Source organism: Rhodococcus sp. NPDC055024 (assembly GCF_053608585.1).
On the sequence record NZ_JBSGVT010000006.1, the window covers coordinates 34,595 to 57,969 of the forward strand.

Genomic DNA, 23,375 nt, shown 5'->3' on the forward strand with positions numbered 1-23,375 from the left:
CTCGCAAGGCTCCGTACGAACCCGCCGTTCCGAACGAACGGCCCGAAGGTGGATCTGATGGACAAGACAATGACGCGGTTCTCGAGGCGTACCGCTCTGGTGGGAACTGCAACTGCACTCGCACTGGTTCTCGGTGGTTGTTCAGGCGCAGCTAAGGACGCAGGCGCCTCGTCCGAGCCCGCCGGCGAGCCGCAGCGTGGCGGTGAACTGCGAGTTTCGATCGGCGCAGAACCGATTGCACCTGCGTTCGACATGGGAACAATGGCCGTCACCTCGGTCGGCACAGCATCGATCGCCACCCTCGCCTACAACGGTCTGGTCGACTTCAAGGACGGTCAACCTGTACCCGAACTCGCTACATCCTGGAAGCAGACCTCCCCCACGCAATACGTCTTCACCCTCCGCGATGGTGTGAAGTTCACCGACGGAACGCCGTTCGACGCCGAAGCCGTCAAATTCAATCTCGATCGTTTACTCGACCCGAACGGAACCGGTGCGAACCTGCCGCCGTCTTTGGAATCGGTTGAGGTCAACGCACCCCATGAAGTAACCATGAATCTCTCGGCCCCCGCCGGCGGATTTGTCGCCTCGTTGCGCCGTGGACGGGTGATGATGATGTCCCCCACCGCCGTGGCGCAGTACGCCAAGACCGATCCGTTCAAAGCTTCGGTGGGCACCGGTCCGTACAAGTTCGAGGAGTACAAGACCGGTCAATACATCAGGCTCGTCCGCAACGACGACTACTGGGCTGACGACAACTACCTGGATTCGATCAAGATCTCGATCCTTCCCGACCCGACCACCTCGATGCAGGCATTCGTCAACGGGGAACTCGATGTTCTCGGTGTGACACCGGCCCAACTCGCACAAGTCAAAAGCCGAGGCAACTCGGTCATCAAGACGTCGATCAGCAACACGTTCAACTACGTCAGTTTCAACCAGGCGGTCAAGCCTTTCGACAACGTCGACGTCCGCCGTGGATTCTCTGCGGCGATCAACCGTGACGGTATTGCACAGGGCATTTACCAGGGATACGCCGATCCGGCGAGTGGGCCACTCAGCCCGAAAATCGGCGACGCATATTCAGACCTCTCCGGCCTTGCCTCGCAGACGTTTTCAACAGACAAGGCAAAGGAATTCCTGAAGACCGGAAACTTCGACTTCGGTACGACGATTCCGTTCAGCACCTTCACCCAGGCCCCGTTCTCGACAGAGGCTGATGCGGTTGCCGAACAGTTCCAGAACGTCGGCGTCAAAGTCGACATGAGCAAGGAGGAGTTCGGATCCTGGGCTCAGAAGATCTACACAGCAAAGAATTTCACGGTCATGAACAGCGGCCAGACCACGGCCACCGTCGATCCCGACGAGATTCTCTACCCTTTGTTCCACAGTAAGGGCGATCTGAACGCCTCTTCGATCAACGACCCCGAGCTCGACAAGCTGCTCGACGCTGCTCGCGCCGAACAGGATCCGCAGCAACGGGCACAGATGTACCAACAGGCGTCCAAGCTGATCGCGGACAAAGCCTACGCAGCGTTCACCGTGTACCCGCAGAAGATCGCCGCAACCAGCCCGTCGGTCGGTGGATACGAATTCACGGAAGGTGGCACCAATCCGCTCTCGAGGGTTTGGCTCGCCAAGTGAGCGTGATCGAAGCGGTACCCGACTCCGATATGCCGCCGAAAGCGACAGAGCCCGCGCCCTCGTCCGGGCGGCTGCGCCGAATCGCGCGAACCCTGTTGATCAACGCTGCGCAACTGGGAATCGTCGGACTCGCCGCGACTTTCCTGATGTTCGTACTTCTTCGGACAATCCCCGGTGACCCGGCTCGCACGGTCAGCGGGCCCGGTGGGTCCGTCAGTCCAGAGCAGATCGCGCGTATTCGTTCCGAACTCGGCCTCGACAAGCCCGTGGTGGTCCAGTATTTCGATTGGCTGTCCGCAGCGGCTCGCGGCGACCTCGGAAAGTCCTTGGTGCTCAACGACTCGGTGACCACCTTGCTGTCCGACCGAATCGTCGTAACACTCCAACTGGGCATGTACGCGCTTGCCTTCGCATTGTTGGTGGCGGTACCGCTGAGCGTCCTCGCGTCGAGGTTCACCAGCGATCGCGCGAACCGGAGTGTGCGACTGGTCGGAACGCTGGGTATCGCAGTACCCAGCTTCTGGTTGGCTCTCCTGTTGATCATCGCGTTCCAGAACGTCTTACCGACGTTTGGATACTCCTCGATCAGCGACGGTATCGGTGCACATTTCCAACACATGATTCTTCCGACCATCGCGTTGGGTGTCGGTATGTCGACTCTGCTCTTCGAAACCACGCGTGCGTCCTTGATCGGCACACTCAACTCCGATTACGTCCGCACAGCAAGGTCATTCGGGATCCCCGAGCGCCGCGTCTACTCTCGATACGCACTACGGAACGCACTGCTTCCCACCGTGACCATCGCAGGACTGGAGATGGGAGCGCTGATGGGTGGAGCACTACTCGTCGAAAACGCTTTTGCCGTGCCCGGTATGGGCCGACTCCTCGTTCAATCCGTCTTGGCTCGCGACTACACAGTGGTGCAGGGCTGCATCCTCGTGCTGGTCATCGTCGTCGTATCCGTCAATCTTCTGATGGATGTCGTCTATTCCTTCATCGATCCCAGAGTCAGGACCGACAATGACTGAGTCATTCGGGGCTGCGCTTTCCCCGTCTTCTCCAATCGCGCCGAGCACACGTCATCGGCGTCGATTCATGGCCCGCATTCTCTCTTTACCCGGACAGAAGCTGGCATGGAGCATTCTGTTCGTACTGGTGTCGGCTGCCGTGCTCGCGCCTCTTCTCGCGCCGCACTCCCCCAACGTCCAAGATCTCACGTCGACGCTCGCTCCACCCAGCGGTGAGCATCTCCTCGGCACCGATGACTTGGGTCGAGATCAGTTGAGCCGTCTACTGTTCGGACTCCGCACCTCACTCGCCATCAGTGCTGCCGTGACGTTGGGCGTCATGATCATCGGGCTACCGCTCGGAATGCTGGCAGGTTTCACCCGGGGAATTGCCAATACCGTCATTGCCCGGCTCATCGACGTCGGGTTGGCCTTGCCGTCGTTGCTGCTCGCACTCGCGCTCATCGCCGCAATGGGAGCCGGGGTCACCAGTACGGCCATCGCTCTCGTTGCGGGCTACACGCCGTATCTCGCACGGGTCACCCGCAGTGTCGTACTCAGGATTCGTGAAGAGGAATACATCGACAGCGCAGCCGTGAGCGGAGTTCCGACCTGGCGCATCATCATTCGGCACGTCACGCCGAACATGATCGAATCAGTCTCGGTTCAGCTGACCCTGATCTTCGCCTTCACCGTAATCGCCGAGGCCGGGCTCAGCTTCGTCGGCCTCGGTATCCAGCCACCGACCTCGTCTCTGGGCAACATGCTCGCCCTCGGTTCGACCCACAGCATCGACCTACCTTTGATGTCAGTGGTTCCCGGATGCACCATCGCCCTCGTCGTCATCACTTTGCTGGTCTGTGGAGACGGCCTTCGCCACGCGCTCGACCCGAGGAGCAACCGATGACGGAACCACTACTGTCGATCACGGATCTCCGTGTAGCACTGGCCGACAATCCCGCACTGCGACCGGTGGACGGAGTCAGCTTCCACATAGATTCCGGTGAGAGCGTCGCTTTGGTCGGTGAAAGCGGTTGCGGCAAATCAGTGACGTCGTACTCCGTACTCGGTCTCCTCGGAGGCTCCCTGGCAGCGCACGGAGAGATGGTCTTCGACGGCCGACGATTCGACATGTCCGACAGTGTTGCGCTGGCCCCACTTCGAGGCACCTCCATTGCGATGATCCCCCAGGACCCCGGAACCTCGCTGAATCCGGTGGTGAGCATCGAACGACAACTCGGCGATCTCGTCCGCATCCACCACAAGCTCACCAAACGCGTTGCAGCCAAACGAGTACGCGAACTGCTGGCCCGAGTCGGAATTCCGGCGCCGGATCGGGTCGCCGGTGCGTTTCCTTTCGAACTGTCCGGTGGCATGCGCCAACGTGTACTCATCGCAATGGCTCTGGCCTGCGAACCGACGATGCTGATCGCCGATGAGCCGACCACCGCACTGGACACAACAGTGCAAGCGCAGATCATGGATCTTTTGCACAGTCTCATCGCAGACGAGGGAATGTCCATGATGTTCATCTCCCACGATCTCGGACTGGTTGCACAACACTGCAACCGGGCGTACGTGATGTACGCGGGCAAGATCGTCGAATTCGGATCGGTCGACAACGTACTGCGGGAACCGGAGCATCCGTACACGCATGCGCTGGTCGACTGTTTGGAAAGCATGAACTCGGGTGCTCGACGCTTGAAGACGGTACGAGGGATCGTGCCGTCGTTGTCTGACCGAAACCACGGTTGCCACTTCGCCCCTCGCTGCGACCGCGCGGGCAACGAATGCCTCTCAGGCTCACCCGAACTCGAAAGAAGCGGACACAATTTCGCGGCCTGCCTGCACCCGATGACAGGCTCACATCAGCGCGTCGTGGCAAGTGAGGTGGCTCGGTGACTACACACCAGTTCGTTTCCACACACGAAGTGGCCCGATTGGAAGGGATCACCCATTCCTTCCGGACACGTCTGGGCGGCCGCGCCGTGCAAGCACTTCGGGGCGTCGACCTGTCGATCCAGGCAGGACGGTCTCTTGGACTCGTCGGTGAAAGCGGAAGCGGCAAGTCCACTCTCGGTCGGGTCGTGACCGGCCTGCTCGAGCCGTCCGGCGGCAACCTGGAAATACTGGGGCAGCGTGTCACCGGCCAGTCCTCTCGCAAGCGAACCCCGGGATCTGTGCAGATGATCTTCCAGAACCCGCGCGCATCGATAGATCCGAAGCTACCGATCTGGCGGGCGATCGCCGAACCACTACGCATAGGCGGGCATTCGACGCGACGTCAGGACGTCGACGACTTGCTGGACCGCGCCGGACTGAGTGCGTCGTACGGAGACATGTACGCGCACCAACTTTCGGGTGGGCAGTGCCAGCGAGTGGCGATCGCACGCGCAGTCGCAGCGAAACCGCAACTCATCGTTGCCGACGAACCTGTCTCCGCACTGGACGTTTCGGTGCAGGCACAGATCCTCAACCTCCTCAAGGATATTCAAGAGGACTCCGGAACATCCTTCCTTTTCATCAGCCACGATCTAGGCGTCGTTCGATTCTTCTGCGACGAGGTTGCCGTCCTGTATCTGGGTCAGGTGCAGGAGTACGGTTCGACCGAGAGCATTCTGACCGAACCTGCACACCCGTACACGCGGGCATTGGCCTCGGCATCGCCGACGTTGTTCTCCGAAGCTGCGCGAGAGCGAATCATCCTCGCGGGCGAGCCTCCGAAGCCTGACAACCCGCCCAGCGGCTGTGTCTTTCACGAGAGATGTCACCTGCGCATCGGCGCGATCTGCGACACGGTCTCGCCCCCGACCTATTCCACGCCTTCAGGTGAGGCGCGTTGTCATCTTTACGCCCCGACTCTTTCCTTGAGTTCGTGATCACGTCACTGCGTTGATCGAAACATTCGCCTTTCCAACAACTACCCGGAACGGAAGACCATGAGCACCAATCCCCTCAGGATCCTCGCCTCCATCGCCGACGTGTGCGACGACGCAAACGCCTCCGTCGCGTTTCACGTCCGCAGTCTCGACGGGAAGTTCGAAATCGGTTCCGCCGCTGATGCGCGTTCGGTAACCGCCTCGACCTACAAAGTTCCCGTCATGCTCGAGGTCGCCGCCCAGGCATCCGAGGGGCGCTTACAACTGGCCGACCGAATCAAGGTCCCTGCAGACAGGCGCACCATCGGGCCGTCCGGGATTTCAGCGATGACGGACGACGTCGAAGTATCCATCCGGGATCTGGCGCTACTCATGATGCAGGTCAGCGACAACACCGCCACCGACATCCTGCAAGAGATGGTCGGTACCGAGAGCATCATGCGTCGACTGCGCTCGCTCGGACTGAACTCGACCGACATCACCACCGACTGCGAAGGCATCATTTCGCTTGCTCTCCAGGAACTCTCGACCGAGAAATACGCAACATTGCAGAACACGTCCACCGGTAACCCGTTCGGGCTGCCCGAAGACGAGTTCGTCGCGGCAATCGCAGCAGGCGAATCGTTGAACGCGCGCGGCGGAAACACCAGCACCCCGCGCGAGATGACCGAACTGCTCAGCCTCATCTGGACGGACAAGGCCGCTGACGCCGAAGCCTGTGCCGAAGTGCGGCGGGTAATGGGACTGCAGTTCGCGCCTCACCGACTCTCCTCCGCGTACGTCGACGGCCCGACGATCTCCGGCAAGACCGGCACGTTCCTGGCCGGCGTTCGCAACGAGGTGGGTGTCGTCGACTTCGGCGATGGGGACGTCTACGTTGTAGCCATTTTCCTGAGGGACAAGAACAACAACATGCGTAACAGCAAGGTGGACGCGGCAATCGGGAAGATCGCCGCACTTGCGATCGACAGTCTTCGGAACGCAAGCCGAGACGCCGCTGCGACAGCGGTAACAGCCTGATGACCGTCATGCTCGGCGCACCCCCCTCGATGGCGGAGATGACGTGGACCAAGATGCAAGAGACGATGAACGACGGGATCCGCAACGTCATCTTCGCAGTGGGAGCGACCGAACAACACGGCCCGCACCTGCCCCTGTCCACCGACGCCCTGATCGGCACTGCCACTTCGCTTGCCGTCGCCGCACGGATCGGGGCGACGATGGTGGCGCCCACCATCGCATTCGGGGTTTCCCCGCACCACATGTCCTTCCCCGGAACGGTCTCCCTACGCGAGGCAACCTTTCTCGACGTGGTCGAAGACTATGTTCGCAGTCTCGCCGCTCATGGGTTCGACAATATCCTCGTCATCTCGAGCCACGGAGGTAACTTCGAACCCCTCGCGCATCTGATCGAGAGAGTCGGGCCCCGGATCGGCGAGACACGGATTCATGCACACACCGACCTTCTCCAGTTGCTCGCGGCTTTCGAAGCAGTGGCTGAGCAGGATTCGATCTCTCCCGAAGCCTGCGGTTCTCATGCCGGCGATTTCGAAACATCGATAGTCCTCGCACTGCGACCCGACCTCGTCGACATGACCGCCGCCGAGCCCGGATTCCTCGGACGCTTCGACAAGGACACTGCCGCCGCGTTGTTCGACGGCGGGACAAAAGCATTGTCGGTGAACGGCATTCTGGGCGACCCCGCCGCCGCACTGGCGTCACGCGGCGAACGGTATCTCGAATCACTGACCACCGTTGTCTCGGAATACTTTTGTACCGAGATCGCAAAGTACGAAGGACGCGAAAGATGACTGTCGACGTACAGCGGGTGGTGCAGGCCGAGCTCGACGCAATGGTCAGCGCAGACACCCAACTCGGCATCCAGGTGGCGGTGTACCAGCATGGTCAGCTGGTCGTCGATGCCTGGTCCGGACACACCGAACCCACTCGAAATGCGCCTGTCCGAAGTGACACCCTGTTCCCGATCTTCTCGTGCAGCAAAGGTCTGATGTATACGACGGTGCATCTGCTGGCCGAACGCGGCGAACTCGACTACGACGCACGGGTGAGCGACTATTGGCCGGAGTTCGGACAGAACGGCAAGAGAGAGGCAACCATTCGACAGGTCCTCGTACACACCTCCGGAGTCCAAGACATCACACACGACTTTCACCTCGACGACTGGGACGGCACCTGCGCTCGCCTGGCCGAGTCCGAGGCCATGTGGCTTCCAGGTAGCGAGACCGCGTACCGCGGACTGTCTTCCGGATTCGTTCTCGGCGAGGTAGCAAGTCGCGTGTACGGAAAGCCCTTCGGCCAGATCGTCACCGAACTGATCTGCGAGCCTTTGGGTATCACGGATCTGTTCTTCGGCGTTCCCGCTTCGGTGAAGGACCGCATCGCAGTTCTCGCGAATGACGAATCAGTTCTGACCGGTCCCGCGTCGAGCCCCGATACTCGGATCATGGCCGAACTCTTCAACACCCCGTCGATTCAGGCATCCGCGGTACCTGCCGGAGGCGCCATCACCTCCGCCCGATCGTTGGCGAGACACTACGCGTCGTTGATCGGCGATGGTGTGGACGGAGTGCGTCTACTCCCGCCGGCGCGGACCACTCTTACAACGACGTTGGAAACCGATGCGTACGATCAAACGCACAAGGCGCCGGTCCGCAAGGGTTTGGGTTATCTACTGGGCGACAAAGGGATTGCGATGGGCGGACGGTCGAATTCATTCGGCCACAGCGGGTTCGGCGGTTCGTACGGGTTCGCCGATCCGGACTACGGTTTGAGTTTCGCGCTCACGAAGAATCGACTGGTTGCCACGACGCCTCCCGAGGTGCCTGCCTCGATCGTCCTGGCGAATACGGTACGAGAAGCTTTGTCCGTCCCGAACGGTTGACCACCCCGGACCGAGTAGTCGCGAAGACAATCGACAGACGGAGAGTCTCACTATGCACGTTTACATTTCGGTGGACATGGAAGGCATCGCAGGAATTGCGACGCTCGACCAGATAGTTCGCGGAGGTCACGGATACCAATGTGCGCAAGCACTGATGACGGCCGAGGCCAATGCGGCAATTGCCGGAGCATTCGACGCGGGCGCGCAATCGGTGCTCGTCAACGACAGTCATGGAACGATGGACAATCTGCTGCACGCCGAACTGGATCCGCGGGCGCGGGTTCTGTTCGGATCGCCGAAGCTGCAGTGCATGGCAGAGGGTCTCACCGCTGAACACGACGTGGCTCTTTTTGTCGGCTACCACGCTCCTGCGGGTGGTCCGGGTGTGCTGGCACATACGTTCTCGGCTCTGTTCACGGATGTTCGCCTCGACGGCAGGACCGTGTCGGAAAGCGATGTGAACTCGCTCTACGCGGCTACCCACGGCGTGCCGGTCGGCTTGGTCACTGGAGACGACGTGATCTGCGGGTTGGTCAGCGCTACATCTCCTTCGACCGAAACCGTCGTGGTGAAACAAGCGCACGGGTGGTCGGCTACCAACTCACTGCCGCCGACTCTGGCGTGCGCAGCCATTCGCGATGCATCCAGACGAGCTGTGCAACAGTGTGACTCGTTGAAGCCGACGGAGTTGCGCGACGAGTGGGTACTCGAAATCGTTCACCCGACAACAACTGCTGCGGAGATGGCGGAGGGTGTCCCAGGTTCTCGGCGAACGTCAGATCGAACCATCGAGCATCGCTTGGACACCGTCGACGACATCATCGGACTGATCACCGTCAACTATCAATTGGCATCTGCCGGCCTCCGCGGGCAGATGACGATCGCCAACCGTCAGTAGAGGGCAAATTTCTATGAGAGTGACCGTTATCGGTGCAGGTTCGATCGGGTTGTGCTCGGCGCTGGCCTTAGCTGCCGAAGGAGCCGAGGTCTGTGTCGTCGACGCGAGGACTGCAGGAGCCGGCGCATCGCGACACAATGCCGGGTGGGTCGTCCCGAGCATGTCAGCACCCGTCCCCGCGCCCGGAGTACTGACCCAATCGCTGAAGTGGATTCTGCGTCCTGACAGCCCACTGTACATCCGCCCTAGCCGTGACCCTCGCTTCGTCTCCTTCATGATTGCGATGCTTCGCAGCTGCACTACAACGAAATTCGAATCCGGTCTGCGAAATCTGATGGCACTCAATCATCGGACTTTCGAGCTTTTCGACGAACTCGAGCGCTCCGGGCTGCAGTTCGAGAACCACCGATCCGGGTTGGTGCAGCTGTTTCGTACACAGAAGTCGCTCGATTCTCACGCCGAAGAAATGACGCTGGTGCGAGCACTCGGCGGTGACGAATTCGACGTACTGACCAGTGCCCGAACGGCTCAGATGATGCCGGGACTCTCGAACTCGGTTCTCGGTGGGATCGTCTGTCCCAACGAAAGATTCCTCGACCCTGCAGCTTTCATCGAGAGCTTGATCGCGCAATGCGAGAGCCTGGGAGTCGAGATCATGGAAGGCACCGAACTCACGCTGTCGGCAGACTTCACAGGTAACGTGACGGCGTCTGGGGCAGACAGGCCGATGACGTCGGATCATTTTGTGGTCGCCGCGGGCGCCTGGAGCGCAGACGTGGTCCGTGCCCTCGGGTACACGCTCCCCGTCCAATCGGGCAAAGGCTATGGTTTTGATGTTCCACCGATGTTCCCCGCTGGAGTTCGGGCGTCGTATCTATCGGAAGCCAAAGTTGCCGTCACGCCGTTGTCCAGCGCGACCCGACTGGCCGGCACCATGGGATTCGGTGGCCGAAGTGAACACATCGACAGGCGAAGGGCCGGAGGAATACTGACCTCGGCGGCCGACTATTTCGACAACTGGGAACGTCCGCAGAACGCAGTCCCGTGGTCGGGGCTACGTCCGATGACACCGGACGGAATGCCCGTCATCGGTCGCTTAACTCACCATCCGAAGGTCACCGTCGCGACCGGCCACGCGATGCTGGGTATAACCCTCGGCCCCGTCACCGGAGAGTTGGTCGCTCGCAGCGTGTTCGGCCGAAGCCTCCCCGCCTATGCTGGTGCGTTCGGGCTGGACCGCTTCAGTCGGACTTTTCGGCACGTCCGGCCCACAATCCGCTGACGTGGTGGAGGTGTGCAGTCATGACAGCTTCGGCCGCAACCGGGTCTCGCGACTCCAACGCCTTCAGGAGTTGATCGTGCTCTCGCGCGGACCCGACCAGATCCTTGCTGCCCGCAATGCCTTTGAGCCCGGACAGTCGGGTCTGATCGCGCAACTGCTCCACCACCTTGACCAGCCGTGCGTTACCCAGTGCAGCCAACAGTTCCAGGTGAAAGTCCTTGTCGAGGGTCAGGAAGGAGACCAGATCCCCCTCAGCCGCGGCGTTCTCGACGCGCTTGCTCAGCGTCCAGAGATCGGTGAGATCCAACGGGGGTTCGAGCACAGCAACCTTCGCCATTGCAGGTGGCTCGAGCATCAACCGAACTTCGACGATCTCCTCGAGTTCGTCATCCGTCAGTTCGACGATGCGAAAGCCGCGGTTCCTCACCATCTCGATGAGACCTTGGCTCTTCAGATCGAGTAGAGCCTCGCGTACCGGAGTGGGCGAGACTTCGAGCTGCGCAGCGATGTCTCCAATCGCGTAGAGCCGGCCGGACTCAAGTTCACCGCTCGAGATCCGAGCCCGAAGCAGTCTCGTGGCATCGCTGCGCAAGCTGGTCCGTGCCAGTGGTTGGAATACGGCACTCTGCTTTTCGTCGCGGGTACTACGATCTGCGCTTGAACCGGCCGGCTGCTTCGTCCCCATACCTGCACCCTAATACCGATCGATGTCCAATATGTAATACCTAACATTTTATGTGACAAAGATCGTTCCAGCTCGCGGTTACGCAGGTTCCCACCACGGCCGGACGACAGAGGGAGGCGCGTCGGCGCCGGAGGTGCTCGACGTGCCGATCGCAGTCTCCGGCCGGATCGGCAGATGAGAGCCGGATACGGAGAACCGCTGCGCATCCGGTGTCACCAGGATGCGCAGCGGCTTCGGTAAGTCTTAGCCCGTGGGAGGGTCAGTCTCGTCCGACGAGAATCCGTCGAAGAATGCGATGACCTTCTGAAGAAGTGTCGCGATGTCGAAATCTTCCAAGCTACCCATTGCGTTCGTCCTTTCGTTTAACACTGGAGGATGAAACGTGCATCTTGCAATTCCCAATGTAAAGCATCAATGGGATTTTTTCTCGACCACGCAACACTTCGACTGCAAATTCCCCATTCAGCAAGATGTGAGCAAATTGCCGCAAATAACAGCCCTACAAGCAATATTCCCCTCATCCACGACCTACGAATAGTTCCCAATTCACAGGTGGGTAATCTTTGAGAAAAATTTCTGGGCGCGTCGATTTCCATAGATATTCCTGGCGAAAGCCTGAATCAGAGACTGCAAGGTAGACGAAGTTTCGACATAGAAGGTATGCAGTTCTGTCGGACATTCGACCGCGATAACGAATCGATTGCACCACTATCCTTGACACCTCTCCACATCTTTGGAATTCACATGTAACCACTAGTGATTCCCGCTGATCGAACGCAATACCAGTTCAAGAATTCGAGAGCTTCAATTGATACTGTGCGCGCGATTAACTGATCGCGCCTACACTAAGTCACCGAGCGCGCATGCTCCACCAAAATTTCATATCCAATTGTTGGACGTTAGTTTAGATGAGTTCACATTTCTCCGAAATCGGCCCGATAACTGGCCGACTCCACGGACAGAACCGAGGCTGCCCCACGGCAGTACGCCAGGACATGATCCGCGACTCGACCACAGGTGTGCGGGCGTGCGGGCAAGCTCACCCGAGGGTGAAATAGGGGGTGAGACATGCCTGGGGGTCTCGTTTTACCGAGTCCGGCACAGTACGTTTTCCCAGGCACGCCAGTCCCCAGATTCACACGGTGTGCAAGGGCTCGTTGACGCTTCCGAGATGTTGGCAAGACCGACCACAGGCCCCGTTCTCCCGACGAGAACGGGGCTTCCTCGTGTCTGTTTCCGCCTTCCACCGACCGGGTAGACGCGAGCATGAGCGCCACCTGCTCGACGGGATCCACCGCTGGCCGCTACGAATCGACGACCCCAACCATCGGCGTCGAAGAAGAATTCATCCTCGTCGACCCGACATCGTGGTTGCCGTCCACCGACAATGCCGCGGTTGCGGAAACCGCGTCGACACTGGGTTTGGATCTTCAGCTCGAACTGTCCCGCTGCCAAGTCGAGACCAACTCTCCCGTGTGCCACGGCATCGACGAGCTCCGAACCCACCTGATCGACATGCGTCAGCTCGCGGGGAAGGCGGCCGAGTTGAACGGCTGCAGGCTGTTGGCCGTCGGCGCACCGCTTTCGGGACCTTCCCGTTTCGAGATAAGCGACTCGCCTCGCTACCGGCAGATGGGGCAACACTTCGGCGCCCTCGCTGCCGAACAGAGCATCTGCGGTTGCCACATCCATGTAGGCGTCGCTGATCAAGCTCAGGCAGTGCAGGTCTGCAATCACGTGCGCATCTGGCTACCGGCCTTGCTTGCCCTGAGCGCCAATTCCCGTATCCACCAAGGAGTCGACACAGAATTCGCGAGTTGGCGAGCGGTTCAGTGGTCCAGGTGGCCCGTGGCCGGACCGCCGCCGTACTTCGAGACCGCCGAGGACTTCGACACCGCGGTCGCGATGATGGTGGATTGCGGAGTGATGCTCGACAAGCGGATGGCCTACTGGGATATCCGACCGTCCTGCCACCTACCGACCGTCGAGATCCGGGTCTGCGACGTTCAACCGACGGTCGACGACGCCGTGCTGCTTGCGACACTTGTGCGTGCTCTTGTCGCCACTGCGCTGCGCGCCGTAGACAAAGGCGTGCCCGCACCGCGCGCTTCTCTCGAGAGTCTTCGCATCGCGACATGGGTGTCCGCGAAGGAGGGCATCCTGGGAACACTGATCGATCCGGTTACCGCACAAAGAATTTCGGCCACGGAGCTGTTTCGCCGACTCCTGATCCATCTCCGCGACTCACTCCACGAGACGGGTGAGTACGCGAGTGTGGAGTCGGCGCTGCGCCACAAGTTGGTCACCGGTAGCGGCAGCGACTGGCAACATCGAACGCTGCGCCAGGTCTGCCTTCGGGAACTGATCGCGCGTGCCGTTCGACGCACCCTCCCGACCGCGCCGGCGGGCATGGATGCGCATGGCGGCCCGACTCCGGATCAGTAGTAATGCCGCCGACCACCGATGGCATGCCCGGCCGCGCCCAGCGCGTACAGGATGATTCCGATCACCAGCAAGACGACACCAATCGTCCACAGGATCGGAATGTTCACCACGAAGCCGATTATCAGCAGGATTACGCCGAGGATGATCATGACAAGCTCCTTCAGTGCGTTCACTCGGGCGGATACGCCCGCCTCGAGCCGCATACACCGTGGATACCCGTCGGCCGAGCGTTTCATACCCACTCTGACCGGGTATTTCGCTGGGCACCACAATATTTGAAGAATCGAGCACGCCATGATGAGAATTGTGACTCTGATCGTTCTGATCTGGCTGATCGTCGGGGCCGTCGCGGCCGGCCAGCGCGGTTACTACAGCAGTTCGCCGACCAACTGTGCCGGGGTCGGGACCATCGCGCTCACCGTCATCGCCGGCCCGCTGAACTACTTCGGCGTCAATCCCAAGGTTACGGATTGCACGCTTCCTCAACCAACCGAATGAACTGCCGAAAATCCACGCTAAACCGACTAGTCGTTACCCTGGAGGTGAGTCGACACACATCGAAGTGAGGGGCCACCATGACCACTGCACCAGATCGCACCCGAATCGAGTTCCCGGACATCAGCTCGCGTGCATGGGAACACCCAGCCGATCGGGCTGCATTGGTGACGCTCCGGACGCTTCGGGGGTTCGACACCGTTCTGCGGACGCTGTCCGGACTGCTCCAAGAACGTCAGCACCGCCTCATGTACCTCGCCACGTCGGTGCGAGTCGACGAACGCCAGTTCAGCGACCTGAACGACCTGCGCCGTGACTGCGTCGAGATCCTGCAGGCCGACGAGACACCCGAGTTGTTCGTACTCCAGACCCCAATGGTCAACGCCTTCACCATCGGCATGGACAAGCCGTTCATGGTGGTCACTACTGGGCTATTGGACGTGATGAACTACGAGGAACAGCGGTTCATCATCGGCCACGAGCTTGGCCACGCGCTGTCCGGTCATGCTGTGTATCGGACCATCTTGATGCATTTGATGCGGCTGGCCGGAACCATCGGCTGGTTGCCCGTCGGCGGGTGGGCGCTGCGCGCGATCATCGCGGCCCTCATGGAATGGCAGCGCAAGTCCGAACTTTCCGGTGATCGCGCCGGACTACTGTGCGGGCAAGACGTCCACACCGCGATCCGCGTCCAGATGAAATTGGCGGGCGGATCACGAGTCAGTGAAATCGACATCGACGCATTCTTGGCCCAGGCCGCCGAGTACGACGCCAGTGGTGACCTCCGCGACGGTGTACTCAAGCTCCTCAACATCGAACTGCTCTCGCATCCGTTCTCGGTACTTCGCGCCGCAGAACTCAAGAAGTGGGTGGACAGCGGAGACTACGCCGCAATTCTGCGCGGAAACTACCCGCGGCGAGGAGAAGACGACGGAGCGAAGATCAGCGACGAGTTCAAGAATGCGGCCAAGACCTACAAGCAGAACTTCGACGAATCAGAAGACCCTTTGATCCGAATGGTGCGCGACATCGGCAGCGGACTGGGCGGCGCGGTGGGCGCCGTCGGAAACGGCGTCGGCGATGTGGCGTCGGACATCAAGGAACGATTTACCCACTGGCGCAAGAGTTCCGACAAATCAAAGGGTGCCGACGACGCCGAGTGAACAGAATCGGGACCTGCCACCGAAGGCAGTCGGCGGCAGGTCCCGGGTTCTTGGCGTGAAGGTGATGCAGGCTTCCCTCTGCACCACCCTCACGTTCACAGACAGTACCAGCAGTCGAACAAACGTGCGAACTGAAAGCAGTCGTGTCGAATCACCAGTTGTCGGGTACGCGGCATAGGACCACTACAGAAGGGAGCCGACATGCATGCTGGGCGACTGAAGAAGGTCGGTTCGAGTGACGGCCCGTTTGCCTCCGTGTACTTCGAGGACGTTCGCAACCGGGAGGATGCGCGCGAGCGCTTCGAACTCGAATGGCGCTCGATGCGCAATCAACTCTCGAAGCAGGGCGCATCCGAATCACTGATCGCACGGCTGGACGAGGTGAAGGACAACCATCACGGAATCTCGGGACGCGCCGGGCGGGCGATCGTCGCCACGCCGGAGACCGTGCTGATCGACGACATTCTGCTCGAACCTGCCGGATCGACCATCGCAACCTTGGGCGAGTTGCCCTACCTGATTCCACTAATCGCACATGGATACGACACCGAGCCGTTCCTCATCGCCAAGGTCGACCACACCGGCGCAGACCTGTGCGTACGCGATGCGCGCGGGCGTGACGTGTACGGCGAATCGGTCGACGGCGACGGCTTCCCGGTCCACAAGGCACACGTCGGCGGTCAGGAGCGGTACACCGACAGCCAAGGCCTCGTGGAGGAGAACATCCGGAAGAACCTGACTCTGGCCGTGGAGCGCGCGGCGGCGCTCGCCCGTGAACACAAGGTTGCGCTGGTAGTCGTGATCGGAGAAGTACAGTCACGCAAAGCTTTTGCTCAGCTCCTACCGTCGACGCTACGAGTAGTGGACGTCGAAAAGGGTTCGCGTTCAGTCGGTTCGACACCCGCAGAGGTGTCGAAGTCGATTCGTGAACTGATCGACACGCAGCGGCTGCGCAGAATGGATACGGAAACCGAACGCTACGTCGCAGAGCAGGGACGGGACTCCGGTCTCTCCATCGACGGGACCGCACGCGTCCTTGACGCACTCGAGCAGGGCAAGGTCGAAACGCTGCTGCTCACCGACCCCGACGACAAGGAAGTCACGAGCGGAAAGCTGATCGGGCCCGCCGATCGCGTACTTCCCTACCTCGCAATCGGGACGGGCACCGAACTGGTGCAGATCGACGAACGCCTGGTTCTCGCCGACGGCTACGGCGCGATACTTCGGCACCCCTGAACACCGGCCTGCTGATCAGATTCGGGGGCGAGCACGTTCAGCGAGAAGCGTGCTTGCCCACCGAGTCCGGAAAACCATCGGCAATCGCTGCCACGAGCTCCAGATATGCCCGCGCAGTGCGCTTGTTCAACAACTTCAAGTCGATCGGACCGCCCTCGCCGAGGTGATCGTCGTAGGGCAAGGTCTTGACCGCGCGCACTCCACGCTGAGCGAAAACGTCCTCGAGCTGGTCGAGATCGAGCGAAGACGAACCCGGCCGCGTCGAATTGATCGCCACAACCGACCTGCTCACCAGATCTGCGTATCCGTGTTTGGTCAGCCAACTGAGCGTTGCTGCTGCACTACGGGCACCGTCCTGCGCCGTCGGGCTGACGACAACCAGGGCATCTGCTTCGTCGAGAATTCCGTACATGGCCGAGTGCATGATTCCGGTGCCACAGTCGGTGATGACGATGTTGTAGTGCACCTCGAGAATCCGCAGGGTATCGAGGTAGTCCTGCTCGTTGAACGACTCCGAAGTTTCCGGATCTGCTTCACTCGCAAGGATTTCGAGCCGGCTGTCACCTTGCGACGTGTAGTAGCGAACATCGCTGTAGGTACGAATGTCGCCGTCAGCCAACAGATCACGAACGGTCAGATGATGTTCACGTCGTTCACGATCAGCCAGAGTCCCCAGATCGGGATTGGCGTCGATGGCTACGATCCGATCGCCACGGATCGAGGCGAACGTCGAACCGACCGTTTTGGCCGCCGTGGTTTTTCCCACACCGCCCTTGAGCGAGATGAAAGCGATCTTGTACACGCCGCGCACCGTGCGGTTGGCACGGCGCACGAGAGCCTGGTGTTCGAGTTCCGCAGCCGACTGCCCAGTGTTGATGCGACCGCCGGTGAGTTTGAACAACACACTGCCCAAACCGCGTTCGGGTGGACGCTTCGCCCGCTTGATGATGTCCAAGTCGTCGACGGAGGTCATAGGCCTGGGCGTCGAGGTTCGAAAATCGGTCGGCTCTTCACGACGTTGCTGGCGCATCCGCTGGCTGGGCAACGGTTTTGCGGCTGGTTCGTCGAATTGCGGTGTGAACGTGACAGTTCGAATCGACGTTGAGTAGCCGTCGTCGGACGCGTCGAAAAGGCCGTCGCCTCTAGTCGTTCCCGAGTTGTTCCCCAGGACTCCGCCATTCGAACCGTTGTTATCGCTGCGCACCGTTTTCCTAGGTCGAGGTCGGAATCAATTCGGACATAGCCTCTCGGACGCTATCACTCTGGCGGGCTTGCCGTTCTCTGCTCAATACCGTCACAGCACTTCAGACCGTTACACCCGCCTTTCGATGACTTTGGTCCCCCCGCTGGCGCCATTCTCAGCAAATACGAACGCCGTAACGATATGCGGCACATATATCTTCATCTGCCGCTGAAAACAGCTCTCCGCAATGCCAGGGCAAATCCCTTGGTACCAAACGAGAAAAGGGAGGGTGATCGCCTGGGCGATCACCCTCCCTTCATGGACAAGTGTTCAGCTGCTGCAGGATTCCAGGCTTCCGAGCGAAGTGCCCGCCCCTTCGGCTTCCTGCCAGTCCGACCGGATCACTCTTACCATTCGACCTTCATCACGGGCAAAGCACACTCTTCACGTATGCAGCACTCGGCTTGACGGTGCCGTCCGACCTCACTGCACCGAAATACGACTCTCGATCCGTCGTTGCTCCGTATGGCGCGTAGTCGTTGAGCCGGTAGAAGATGAGCGGCCCCAACCATGGCTTGGTTTGCTTGTCCGCCATCGCCGACTGATAGATCTCGAGCTGACGCGCTTCGCTGACGCTGTCCGGAGTCCCACTTGTCGGCGCCCCGAACTCGGTAATCCAAATCTTTTTTGCAGAATCTCCGTTGGCAGTCATGATTCCGCGAAGGCTCGGCCGAACGATCCCGCCGCCCGCGAACGACTCGACACTCATCTGAGACCACGAGTTCCAGTCATGTTCGTCTGTAGGCAGCGCCGGATACGAATACGGATGATGCCCGACAGCGTTGAACGATGACCGTGCACCATTCGTATACAGGGATTGTAAGAATGTGAGCGGCGCGACCTGGCTGCCGTCGGCAGCGTCCGCGGCAGGTGACATACCGCCGCTGATGATCGTGATCGAAGGATTCGCCAAGCGGGCCGAGGTAGCAGCCGCTTTCAGCAATTGTGCGTATCGCACGGGATTAGGCTTCGGATTAGCAACCGAGTCCTTCCAGAACATACTGATATTCGGTTCGTTCCAGATCTCGTAAGACGAGATGCCTTTAGGTGCATAGCGTGCAACAAGCTTGTTCACGAACGTCGCATATTTGGAAATGTCGGCCGGTGCGTACTTGTCGTCCGCAGGAGCACCTGCAGGTCGAGCCCACGCCGGCGTTGTATGTGGCAGGAGAATGATCTTCTTTCCGTGAGCGAGAGCCTCGTTCACGACCGTGTCGAGCGGACCCCAGCTATAGGAATTAACGCCCCCGGATTGAATCTGCGACCAAAACGCATCGATACGAACCCAACTCACGCCTGCGCTGTCGATCAGGTTCAGCGCAGCTTCACGCACCGCTGGGGCGGACGATTGATTCGCGTAGACGATGCCGTAGTCACTGACCGGACAGACCGTTGGCGCGGCAGTCACAGATGGTGGGTTGATCAAAAATGACATCAACCCCAGAACTGCTGACACGGCAAATAATCTCATTCTGGACATTTCACTCCCCCATTGAAACCTGAATGTCTGCCGAACGTAACGGCGTCCGTCGACGGCGTCAATCCGATGCGCCGGACTCGACTACTAGCCGTCGTAGTAGCTGCCTGTATCCTTTCGCGTATGACGCCGGGTCCGAAAGATGTCGCGCAGCTGCGCGGCGCCTTCGTGGGCGGTACATCCGGCGCGGTCTCTGTCGCGGCCCACGCCCTCGGTGGCGGCGGCATGGCCCCGTCCGAAAGCGCGGTGGTGTTGTTGATCCTCGCGTGCGCGAGCGTCGGCGCGGTGGTCACGTCCATCGACACCCGTCGCTCCCCCGCGCTCTTGCTTGCCCTCATGCTCGCTGCGGGTCAGGCCATCGGTCACGCGACTTTGACCATCGCTTCGGATCATCAGCACGGACTGCTCCTGTCCCTTCCGATGCTGGCGGCGCACATCGCTGCCGTCGGAGTGTGCGCAGTGCTGATTCGCGGCGCAGAACGCGGATACGTCGTGGCAGCGTCGACGGTGGCCGCCATCGTCGCAGTGCTTCTGCGCCCGTGGGCACCTGAACCCTCGCCGTTCACTGCGCGGACTCGATACCGCGCCAAAGTTGTTCTGCGTCAACTGCTCACCTCCGGCTTGGGCACTCGCGGCCCACCGGCATTCGGGTAACTCACCTTCCCTTTTCACTTCACGCACGTGAATACGTGCGCCACTTTGCTGTGCGCCTTTATTAACCGCCCGCGGTTAATAAAGGCGCACGGCGGGATCGAGTACACGCATGTCCGCACCCGAATTGGAGCGCGCACAAACGCGCGCGTCCAACGACAGTTCTCCCCCGAAGAAGCAGGTTGGCGGCGCCAGACCACTGATCCTGCGCCTGCACTTCTACGCAGGCATCCTCATCGGACCGTTCATTCTCATCGCCGCGCTGAGCGGTGGTCTCTACGCGATGGCGCCCACCATCGAGAAGTTCGTTTACGACGACTACCTCCAGACCGACACCACCGGACAGATCGCGTCACTGAACGACCAGATCCGTTCCGCTCAGCAGTACCGCCCCGACTTGACTGTCTCGGCAGTACGTCCGTCGCCTGGCGCCGGCGAAACCACCCGGGTCCTGTTCACCGATCCGTCACTGGGCGAATCGGAGAGGCTCGCGGTCTTCGTCGATCCGGTGCTCGCACAGCCGGTCGGCGAGTTGGCGGTGTACGGAAGCAGTGGTTCACTGCCACTGCGAACCTGGATCTCCCAACTGCATCGCCACCTTCATCTGGGCGAACCCGGCCGCCTCTACAGCGAGTTGGCCGCGTCGTGGATGTGGGTGGTCGCCCTCGGCGGTGTCTACCTCTGGTTCCGTCGATACCGCACCGCCCGGAACGCTCGACTGCTCACGATCGATCGAGCGTCCACCGGACGAAGCCGGACCCTGAACTGGCACGGTGTCGTCGGCATCTGGATAGCAGTTGCATTGGTCTTTCTCTCGGCGACCGGCCTCACGTGGTCGACGTACGCCGGAGAGAACGTCAGCAATCTGAGAACCGCATTGAGTTGGACGACGCCCTCCGTCGTGAAGACTCTCGGCGACGCTCCCCCACCGGCAACGGGAGGGCACGAGGGTCACGACATGGCCCCCGCCGCCACCGGCACGCTGACAGACACCAACGTCGGACGCGTCGACACCGTCCTCGGTATCGCAAGATACAACGAGATCACCGGTCCGGTCGAAGTATCGATACCCGCGAACGCCGAGACAGCGTTCACCGTCGCCCAGACACGTCAGCCCTGGGTGTACAGCAACAACACCATCGCAATCGACGGAGCGACGCAAAAGGTCACCGACGAGTTGTGGTTCTCGGATTGGCCACTCGCAGCCAAACTTTCGGCCTGGGGAATCCAGCTCCACATGGGTCTGCTGTTCGGCCTTGCCAACCAGATCGCACTCGCCGCATTGGCACTCGCGCTGGTCAGCGTCGTGATCCGCGGCTACATCATGTGGTGGCGCCGACGCCCCACCAGAAGCTCCGACTGGGCAGTCGGCCGGGTCCCCGTCCGCGGCGGAATCCGCAACCTCTCCCCGATCAGCATCGTTGCGCTCGTCGCGATCACGGCGTTGGTCGGCTGGTTCGTGCCGCTACTGGGCATCAGCCTGCTCGCCTTCCTGCTGATCGACGTGTGCATTGCGGCGTTCAAACGCCGTGCCACCACCTGACACTTCACGAAATACGGAGATACACATGACTGTTCGTACAAAGATATTCGCAGCTGTTGCACTCACCGCGGCTCTCGCTCTGACCGGTTGTTCTTCCAACTCCGACAAGGAAACCGAGGCTGCACAATCGATCACCGTTCAGGATCAATGGGTCAAGGCGGCGCCGGAAGGAATGAGCGCGGCATTCGCCGAACTCGTCAACTCCAGTGACAAGGACGTGCGCGTGGTCTCGGCAACCAGCCCCGCGTCGTCGCGACTGGAACTGCACGAAGTTGTGACCGGCGACGGCGGAACCATGACGATGCGCCCCAAGGACGGCGGTTTCCTGGTCCCCGCCAACGGTTCCGCCTCCCTGACGCCGGGCGGTGACCACTTGATGTTCATGGACCTGTCCGCGCCACTGCTCCCCGGCGCAGAAACCGACCTCACCTTGATCTACGACGACGGTTCCAGCACCACGTTCACGGCCCAGATTCGCGACTTCTCCGGTAATCAGGAGAACTACGACCCGAATCACGGTGGCTGAGAACACGAACCCGCCCAGCCGAGCTCTCAGCCGGCGGCGCCTTCTCGGAGGAGGCGCCGCCGCGCTCGGCGTCGCGGGAATAACCTGGGGCGCAACCACAGTGGTCGAGCGCAGCGAACACCAGCAGCAAGCAGGCAAGCTCGTGGAACCGTTCTACGGAGTTCACCAAGCCGGCATCGACACCACGCCACAAGCGCACGGCACCTTCATCGGGTTCGACCTCTTGCCGGGCACCGATCGAGCTGTAGTCGTCGGAATCATGAAGATGTGGTCCGAGGACGCGTCACGGCTCACCGCCGGCAACCCGGCGTTGGCGGACACCGAACGGGAACTGGCTGTGGATCCGGCCCGCTTGACGGTGACCGTCGGCTACGGCCCTGGCCTGTTCTCCAAACTGGGATTACAGGAACGTCAACCGGATTGGTTCGAACCGTTGCCGAGCTACGCGATCGATCGACTCGACGATCGATGGGGCGCCTCGGATCTGTTGTTGCAGATCTGCGGCGACGATCCGGTGACCATTGCTCACGCTGTGCGGGTCCTGACCAAGAACGTCCGATCATTGACGACCATCCGATGGACGCAAAAGGGATTCCGCAACGCTCGCGGCACCATGCCTGAGGGAACCACGATGCGCAATCTCATGGGCCAGGTGGACGGGACGGTCAATCCTGCTCCGGGAACAGTGGATTTCGATTCACTGATCTGGCACGACGGCGCCGGTCAGTCGTGGCTGGCGGGTGGAACCTCGTTGGTACTGCGACGCATTCGCATGGAAATGGACACGTGGGACGAACTCGACCGCTCGGGGCGCGAACTCACCATGGGGCGCACCTTGTCCAATGGCGCTCCGCTCAACGGAACCAACGAATTCGACGAAGCGGACTTCACTCTCACGGACAAGTTCGGCATTCCGGTTATCCCGCCAGGATCACACATCGCCAGAGCCCACCGCACACACGAGAAGGAGCAGTTCTTCCGTCGGGCGTACAACTACGACGACGCACCCGAGAGCGGGCAGACCTCGAACTCGGGATTGATCTTCGCGGCGTTCCAACGGGACATCGCCGAGCAGTATCTACCGGTCCAACAGCGGTTGAGTGACTTCGACGCACTCAACGAGTGGACGACGCCGATCGGTTCGGCGGTGTATCTCATTCCGCCGGGATGCAGCGAGAACGACTATCTGGGAAGCGGATTGCTCGGATAGCGATGCTGGGCAAGAACGGCAACAACACTGTGGGGGGGGATCGGCTGGGATAACGCCCCACCCTGGTAAAAAAAATGAAATGTTTTCTG

22 protein-coding genes are annotated in these 23,375 nt (G+C 60.6%); 18 read left to right on the forward strand and 4 right to left on the reverse strand.

Features of this window, described 5'->3' with window-relative positions; all coding sequences use genetic code 11:
* Positions 1-57: 57 nt before the first annotated feature.
* The 10 genes from ACWF6P_RS14675 to ACWF6P_RS14720 all read left to right on the forward strand — a co-directional run bounded on the left by ACWF6P_RS14675 (position 58) and on the right by ACWF6P_RS14720 (position 10,612).
* Positions 58-1,644, forward strand: a complete 1,587-nt coding sequence (locus ACWF6P_RS14675) for an ABC transporter substrate-binding protein (protein WP_452621469.1) — start codon at positions 58-60, stop codon at positions 1,642-1,644.
* Positions 1,641-2,672 (forward strand): ABC transporter permease, encoded by a 1,032-nt coding sequence (locus tag ACWF6P_RS14680; RefSeq protein ID WP_378635003.1) that lies wholly within the window; start codon positions 1,641-1,643, stop codon positions 2,670-2,672. Before ACWF6P_RS14675 ends, ACWF6P_RS14680 begins: the two co-directional genes overlap by 4 nt.
* Positions 2,673-2,739: 67 nt before the next feature.
* A complete protein-coding gene (locus ACWF6P_RS14685) occupies positions 2,740-3,558 on the forward strand; it encodes an ABC transporter permease (protein ID WP_452621470.1) in 819 nt (272 codons plus the stop codon).
* Positions 3,555-4,553 (forward strand): ABC transporter ATP-binding protein, encoded by a 999-nt coding sequence (locus ACWF6P_RS14690; RefSeq protein ID WP_452621471.1) that lies wholly within the window; start codon positions 3,555-3,557, stop codon positions 4,551-4,553. The genes ACWF6P_RS14685 and ACWF6P_RS14690 overlap by 4 nt, the downstream gene beginning before the upstream one ends.
* Entirely contained in the window at positions 4,550-5,530 is a 981-nt protein-coding gene (locus ACWF6P_RS14695) for an oligopeptide/dipeptide ABC transporter ATP-binding protein (protein WP_452621472.1), read from the forward strand. The genes ACWF6P_RS14690 and ACWF6P_RS14695 overlap by 4 nt, the downstream gene beginning before the upstream one ends.
* Before the next feature lie 60 nt (positions 5,531-5,590).
* Entirely contained in the window at positions 5,591-6,550 is a 960-nt protein-coding gene (locus tag ACWF6P_RS14700; RefSeq protein WP_378634986.1) for a serine hydrolase, read from the forward strand.
* A complete protein-coding gene (locus ACWF6P_RS14705; RefSeq protein ID WP_452621473.1) occupies positions 6,550-7,341 on the forward strand; it encodes a creatininase family protein in 792 nt (263 codons plus the stop codon). The genes ACWF6P_RS14700 and ACWF6P_RS14705 overlap by 1 nt, the downstream gene beginning before the upstream one ends.
* Positions 7,338-8,432, forward strand: coding sequence for a serine hydrolase domain-containing protein (locus tag ACWF6P_RS14710; RefSeq protein ID WP_452621474.1), 1,095 nt, complete (start codon positions 7,338-7,340; stop codon positions 8,430-8,432). Before ACWF6P_RS14705 ends, ACWF6P_RS14710 begins: the two co-directional genes overlap by 4 nt.
* A 52-nt stretch (positions 8,433-8,484) precedes the next feature.
* Complete coding sequence (locus ACWF6P_RS14715; RefSeq protein ID WP_452621475.1) at positions 8,485-9,330, forward strand: M55 family metallopeptidase; 846 nt, start codon at positions 8,485-8,487, stop codon at positions 9,328-9,330.
* Positions 9,331-9,343: 13 nt separating this feature from the next.
* Positions 9,344-10,612, forward strand: a complete 1,269-nt coding sequence (locus ACWF6P_RS14720; RefSeq protein ID WP_452621476.1) for an NAD(P)/FAD-dependent oxidoreductase — start codon at positions 9,344-9,346, stop codon at positions 10,610-10,612.
* Here the strand turns inward: ACWF6P_RS14720 and ACWF6P_RS14725 are convergent.
* On the reverse strand, positions 10,572-11,297 hold the full coding sequence (locus tag ACWF6P_RS14725; RefSeq protein WP_378634968.1) for a GntR family transcriptional regulator: 726 nt from the start codon (positions 11,295-11,297) through the stop codon (positions 10,572-10,574). The genes ACWF6P_RS14720 and ACWF6P_RS14725 overlap by 41 nt on opposite strands.
* Positions 11,298-12,563: 1,266 nt before the next feature.
* On the opposite strand from ACWF6P_RS14725, the gene ACWF6P_RS14730 reads away from it, so the two are divergent.
* Positions 12,564-13,742 (forward strand): carboxylate-amine ligase, encoded by a 1,179-nt coding sequence (locus ACWF6P_RS14730; protein WP_452621477.1) that lies wholly within the window; start codon positions 12,564-12,566, stop codon positions 13,740-13,742.
* Here the strand turns inward: ACWF6P_RS14730 and ACWF6P_RS14735 are convergent.
* Positions 13,736-13,891, reverse strand: a complete 156-nt coding sequence (locus tag ACWF6P_RS14735) for a DUF6131 family protein (RefSeq protein ID WP_003945912.1) — start codon at positions 13,889-13,891, stop codon at positions 13,736-13,738. The two genes, ACWF6P_RS14730 and ACWF6P_RS14735, sit on opposite strands and share 7 nt — an antisense overlap.
* A gap of 145 nt (positions 13,892-14,036) precedes the next feature.
* Here ACWF6P_RS14735 and ACWF6P_RS14740 point away from each other — a divergent pair, with 145 nt between their 5' ends.
* The 3 genes from ACWF6P_RS14740 (at position 14,037) to ACWF6P_RS14750 (ending at position 16,636) form a co-directional block, all read left to right on the forward strand.
* Positions 14,037-14,240, forward strand: coding sequence for a hypothetical protein (locus ACWF6P_RS14740; RefSeq protein WP_003945456.1), 204 nt, complete (start codon positions 14,037-14,039; stop codon positions 14,238-14,240).
* 77 nt (positions 14,241-14,317) lie between these two features.
* The gene (locus ACWF6P_RS14745) at positions 14,318-15,400 is read left to right on the forward strand and encodes a M48 family metallopeptidase (RefSeq protein WP_452621478.1); all 1,083 of its coding nucleotides are present in this window, start codon (positions 14,318-14,320) and stop codon (positions 15,398-15,400) included.
* A gap of 201 nt (positions 15,401-15,601) precedes the next feature.
* Positions 15,602-16,636 (forward strand): baeRF2 domain-containing protein, encoded by a 1,035-nt coding sequence (locus tag ACWF6P_RS14750; RefSeq protein ID WP_452621479.1) that lies wholly within the window; start codon positions 15,602-15,604, stop codon positions 16,634-16,636.
* Positions 16,637-16,673: 37 nt separating this feature from the next.
* Here the strand turns inward: ACWF6P_RS14750 and ACWF6P_RS14755 are convergent, their stop codons facing one another.
* Both ACWF6P_RS14755 and ACWF6P_RS14760 read right to left on the reverse strand, forming a co-directional pair.
* Complete coding sequence (locus ACWF6P_RS14755) at positions 16,674-17,840, reverse strand: MinD/ParA family ATP-binding protein (protein WP_378535562.1); 1,167 nt, start codon at positions 17,838-17,840, stop codon at positions 16,674-16,676.
* A 403-nt stretch (positions 17,841-18,243) separates the two neighbouring features.
* On the reverse strand, positions 18,244-19,287 hold the full coding sequence (locus ACWF6P_RS14760) for a cellulase family glycosylhydrolase (protein WP_452621480.1): 1,044 nt from the start codon (positions 19,285-19,287) through the stop codon (positions 18,244-18,246).
* Positions 19,288-19,479: 192 nt separating this feature from the next.
* Here ACWF6P_RS14760 and ACWF6P_RS14765 point away from each other — a divergent pair, with 192 nt between their 5' ends.
* From ACWF6P_RS14765 to ACWF6P_RS14780, 4 genes are all read left to right on the forward strand, one after another.
* Positions 19,480-20,010 (forward strand): hypothetical protein, encoded by a 531-nt coding sequence (locus tag ACWF6P_RS14765; protein WP_452621481.1) that lies wholly within the window; start codon positions 19,480-19,482, stop codon positions 20,008-20,010.
* 109 nt (positions 20,011-20,119) lie between these two features.
* Entirely contained in the window at positions 20,120-21,550 is a 1,431-nt protein-coding gene (locus tag ACWF6P_RS14770; protein ID WP_452621482.1) for a PepSY-associated TM helix domain-containing protein, read from the forward strand.
* A 25-nt stretch (positions 21,551-21,575) separates the two neighbouring features.
* A complete protein-coding gene (locus ACWF6P_RS14775; protein WP_019747182.1) occupies positions 21,576-22,076 on the forward strand; it encodes a copper chaperone PCu(A)C in 501 nt (166 codons plus the stop codon).
* The gene (locus ACWF6P_RS14780) at positions 22,069-23,286 is read left to right on the forward strand and encodes a Dyp-type peroxidase (RefSeq protein ID WP_452621483.1); all 1,218 of its coding nucleotides are present in this window, start codon (positions 22,069-22,071) and stop codon (positions 23,284-23,286) included. The genes ACWF6P_RS14775 and ACWF6P_RS14780 overlap by 8 nt, the downstream gene beginning before the upstream one ends.
* Positions 23,287-23,375: the final 89 nt, after the last annotated feature.

Excerpts from the sequence above, each read along its gene's own strand:
- ACWF6P_RS14675 (WP_452621469.1), top strand. The coding sequence starts at position 58 with ATGGACAAGACAATGACGCGGTTCTCGAGGCGTACCGCTCTGGTGGGA.
- ACWF6P_RS14685 (WP_452621470.1), top strand. The coding sequence starts at position 2,740 with ATGGCCCGCATTCTCTCTTTACCCGGACAGAAGCTGGCATGGAGCATT.
- ACWF6P_RS14690 (WP_452621471.1), top strand. The coding sequence starts at position 3,555 with ATGACGGAACCACTACTGTCGATCACGGATCTCCGTGTAGCACTGGCC.
- ACWF6P_RS14700 (WP_378634986.1), top strand. The coding sequence starts at position 5,591 with ATGAGCACCAATCCCCTCAGGATCCTCGCCTCCATCGCCGACGTGTGC.
- ACWF6P_RS14705 (WP_452621473.1), top strand. The coding sequence starts at position 6,550 with ATGACCGTCATGCTCGGCGCACCCCCCTCGATGGCGGAGATGACGTGG.
- ACWF6P_RS14710 (WP_452621474.1), top strand. The coding sequence starts at position 7,338 with ATGACTGTCGACGTACAGCGGGTGGTGCAGGCCGAGCTCGACGCAATG.
- ACWF6P_RS14715 (WP_452621475.1), top strand. The coding sequence starts at position 8,485 with ATGCACGTTTACATTTCGGTGGACATGGAAGGCATCGCAGGAATTGCG.
- ACWF6P_RS14720 (WP_452621476.1), top strand. The coding sequence starts at position 9,344 with ATGAGAGTGACCGTTATCGGTGCAGGTTCGATCGGGTTGTGCTCGGCG.
- ACWF6P_RS14725 (WP_378634968.1), bottom strand. The coding sequence starts at position 11,297 with ATGGGGACGAAGCAGCCGGCCGGTTCAAGCGCAGATCGTAGTACCCGC.
- ACWF6P_RS14730 (WP_452621477.1), top strand. The coding sequence starts at position 12,564 with ATGAGCGCCACCTGCTCGACGGGATCCACCGCTGGCCGCTACGAATCG.
- ACWF6P_RS14735 (WP_003945912.1), bottom strand. The coding sequence starts at position 13,891 with ATGATCATCCTCGGCGTAATCCTGCTGATAATCGGCTTCGTGGTGAAC.
- ACWF6P_RS14740 (WP_003945456.1), top strand. The coding sequence starts at position 14,037 with ATGATGAGAATTGTGACTCTGATCGTTCTGATCTGGCTGATCGTCGGG.
- ACWF6P_RS14745 (WP_452621478.1), top strand. The coding sequence starts at position 14,318 with ATGACCACTGCACCAGATCGCACCCGAATCGAGTTCCCGGACATCAGC.
- ACWF6P_RS14750 (WP_452621479.1), top strand. The coding sequence starts at position 15,602 with ATGCATGCTGGGCGACTGAAGAAGGTCGGTTCGAGTGACGGCCCGTTT.
- ACWF6P_RS14765 (WP_452621481.1), top strand. The coding sequence starts at position 19,480 with ATGACGCCGGGTCCGAAAGATGTCGCGCAGCTGCGCGGCGCCTTCGTG.
- ACWF6P_RS14770 (WP_452621482.1), top strand. The coding sequence starts at position 20,120 with ATGTCCGCACCCGAATTGGAGCGCGCACAAACGCGCGCGTCCAACGAC.
- ACWF6P_RS14775 (WP_019747182.1), top strand. The coding sequence starts at position 21,576 with ATGACTGTTCGTACAAAGATATTCGCAGCTGTTGCACTCACCGCGGCT.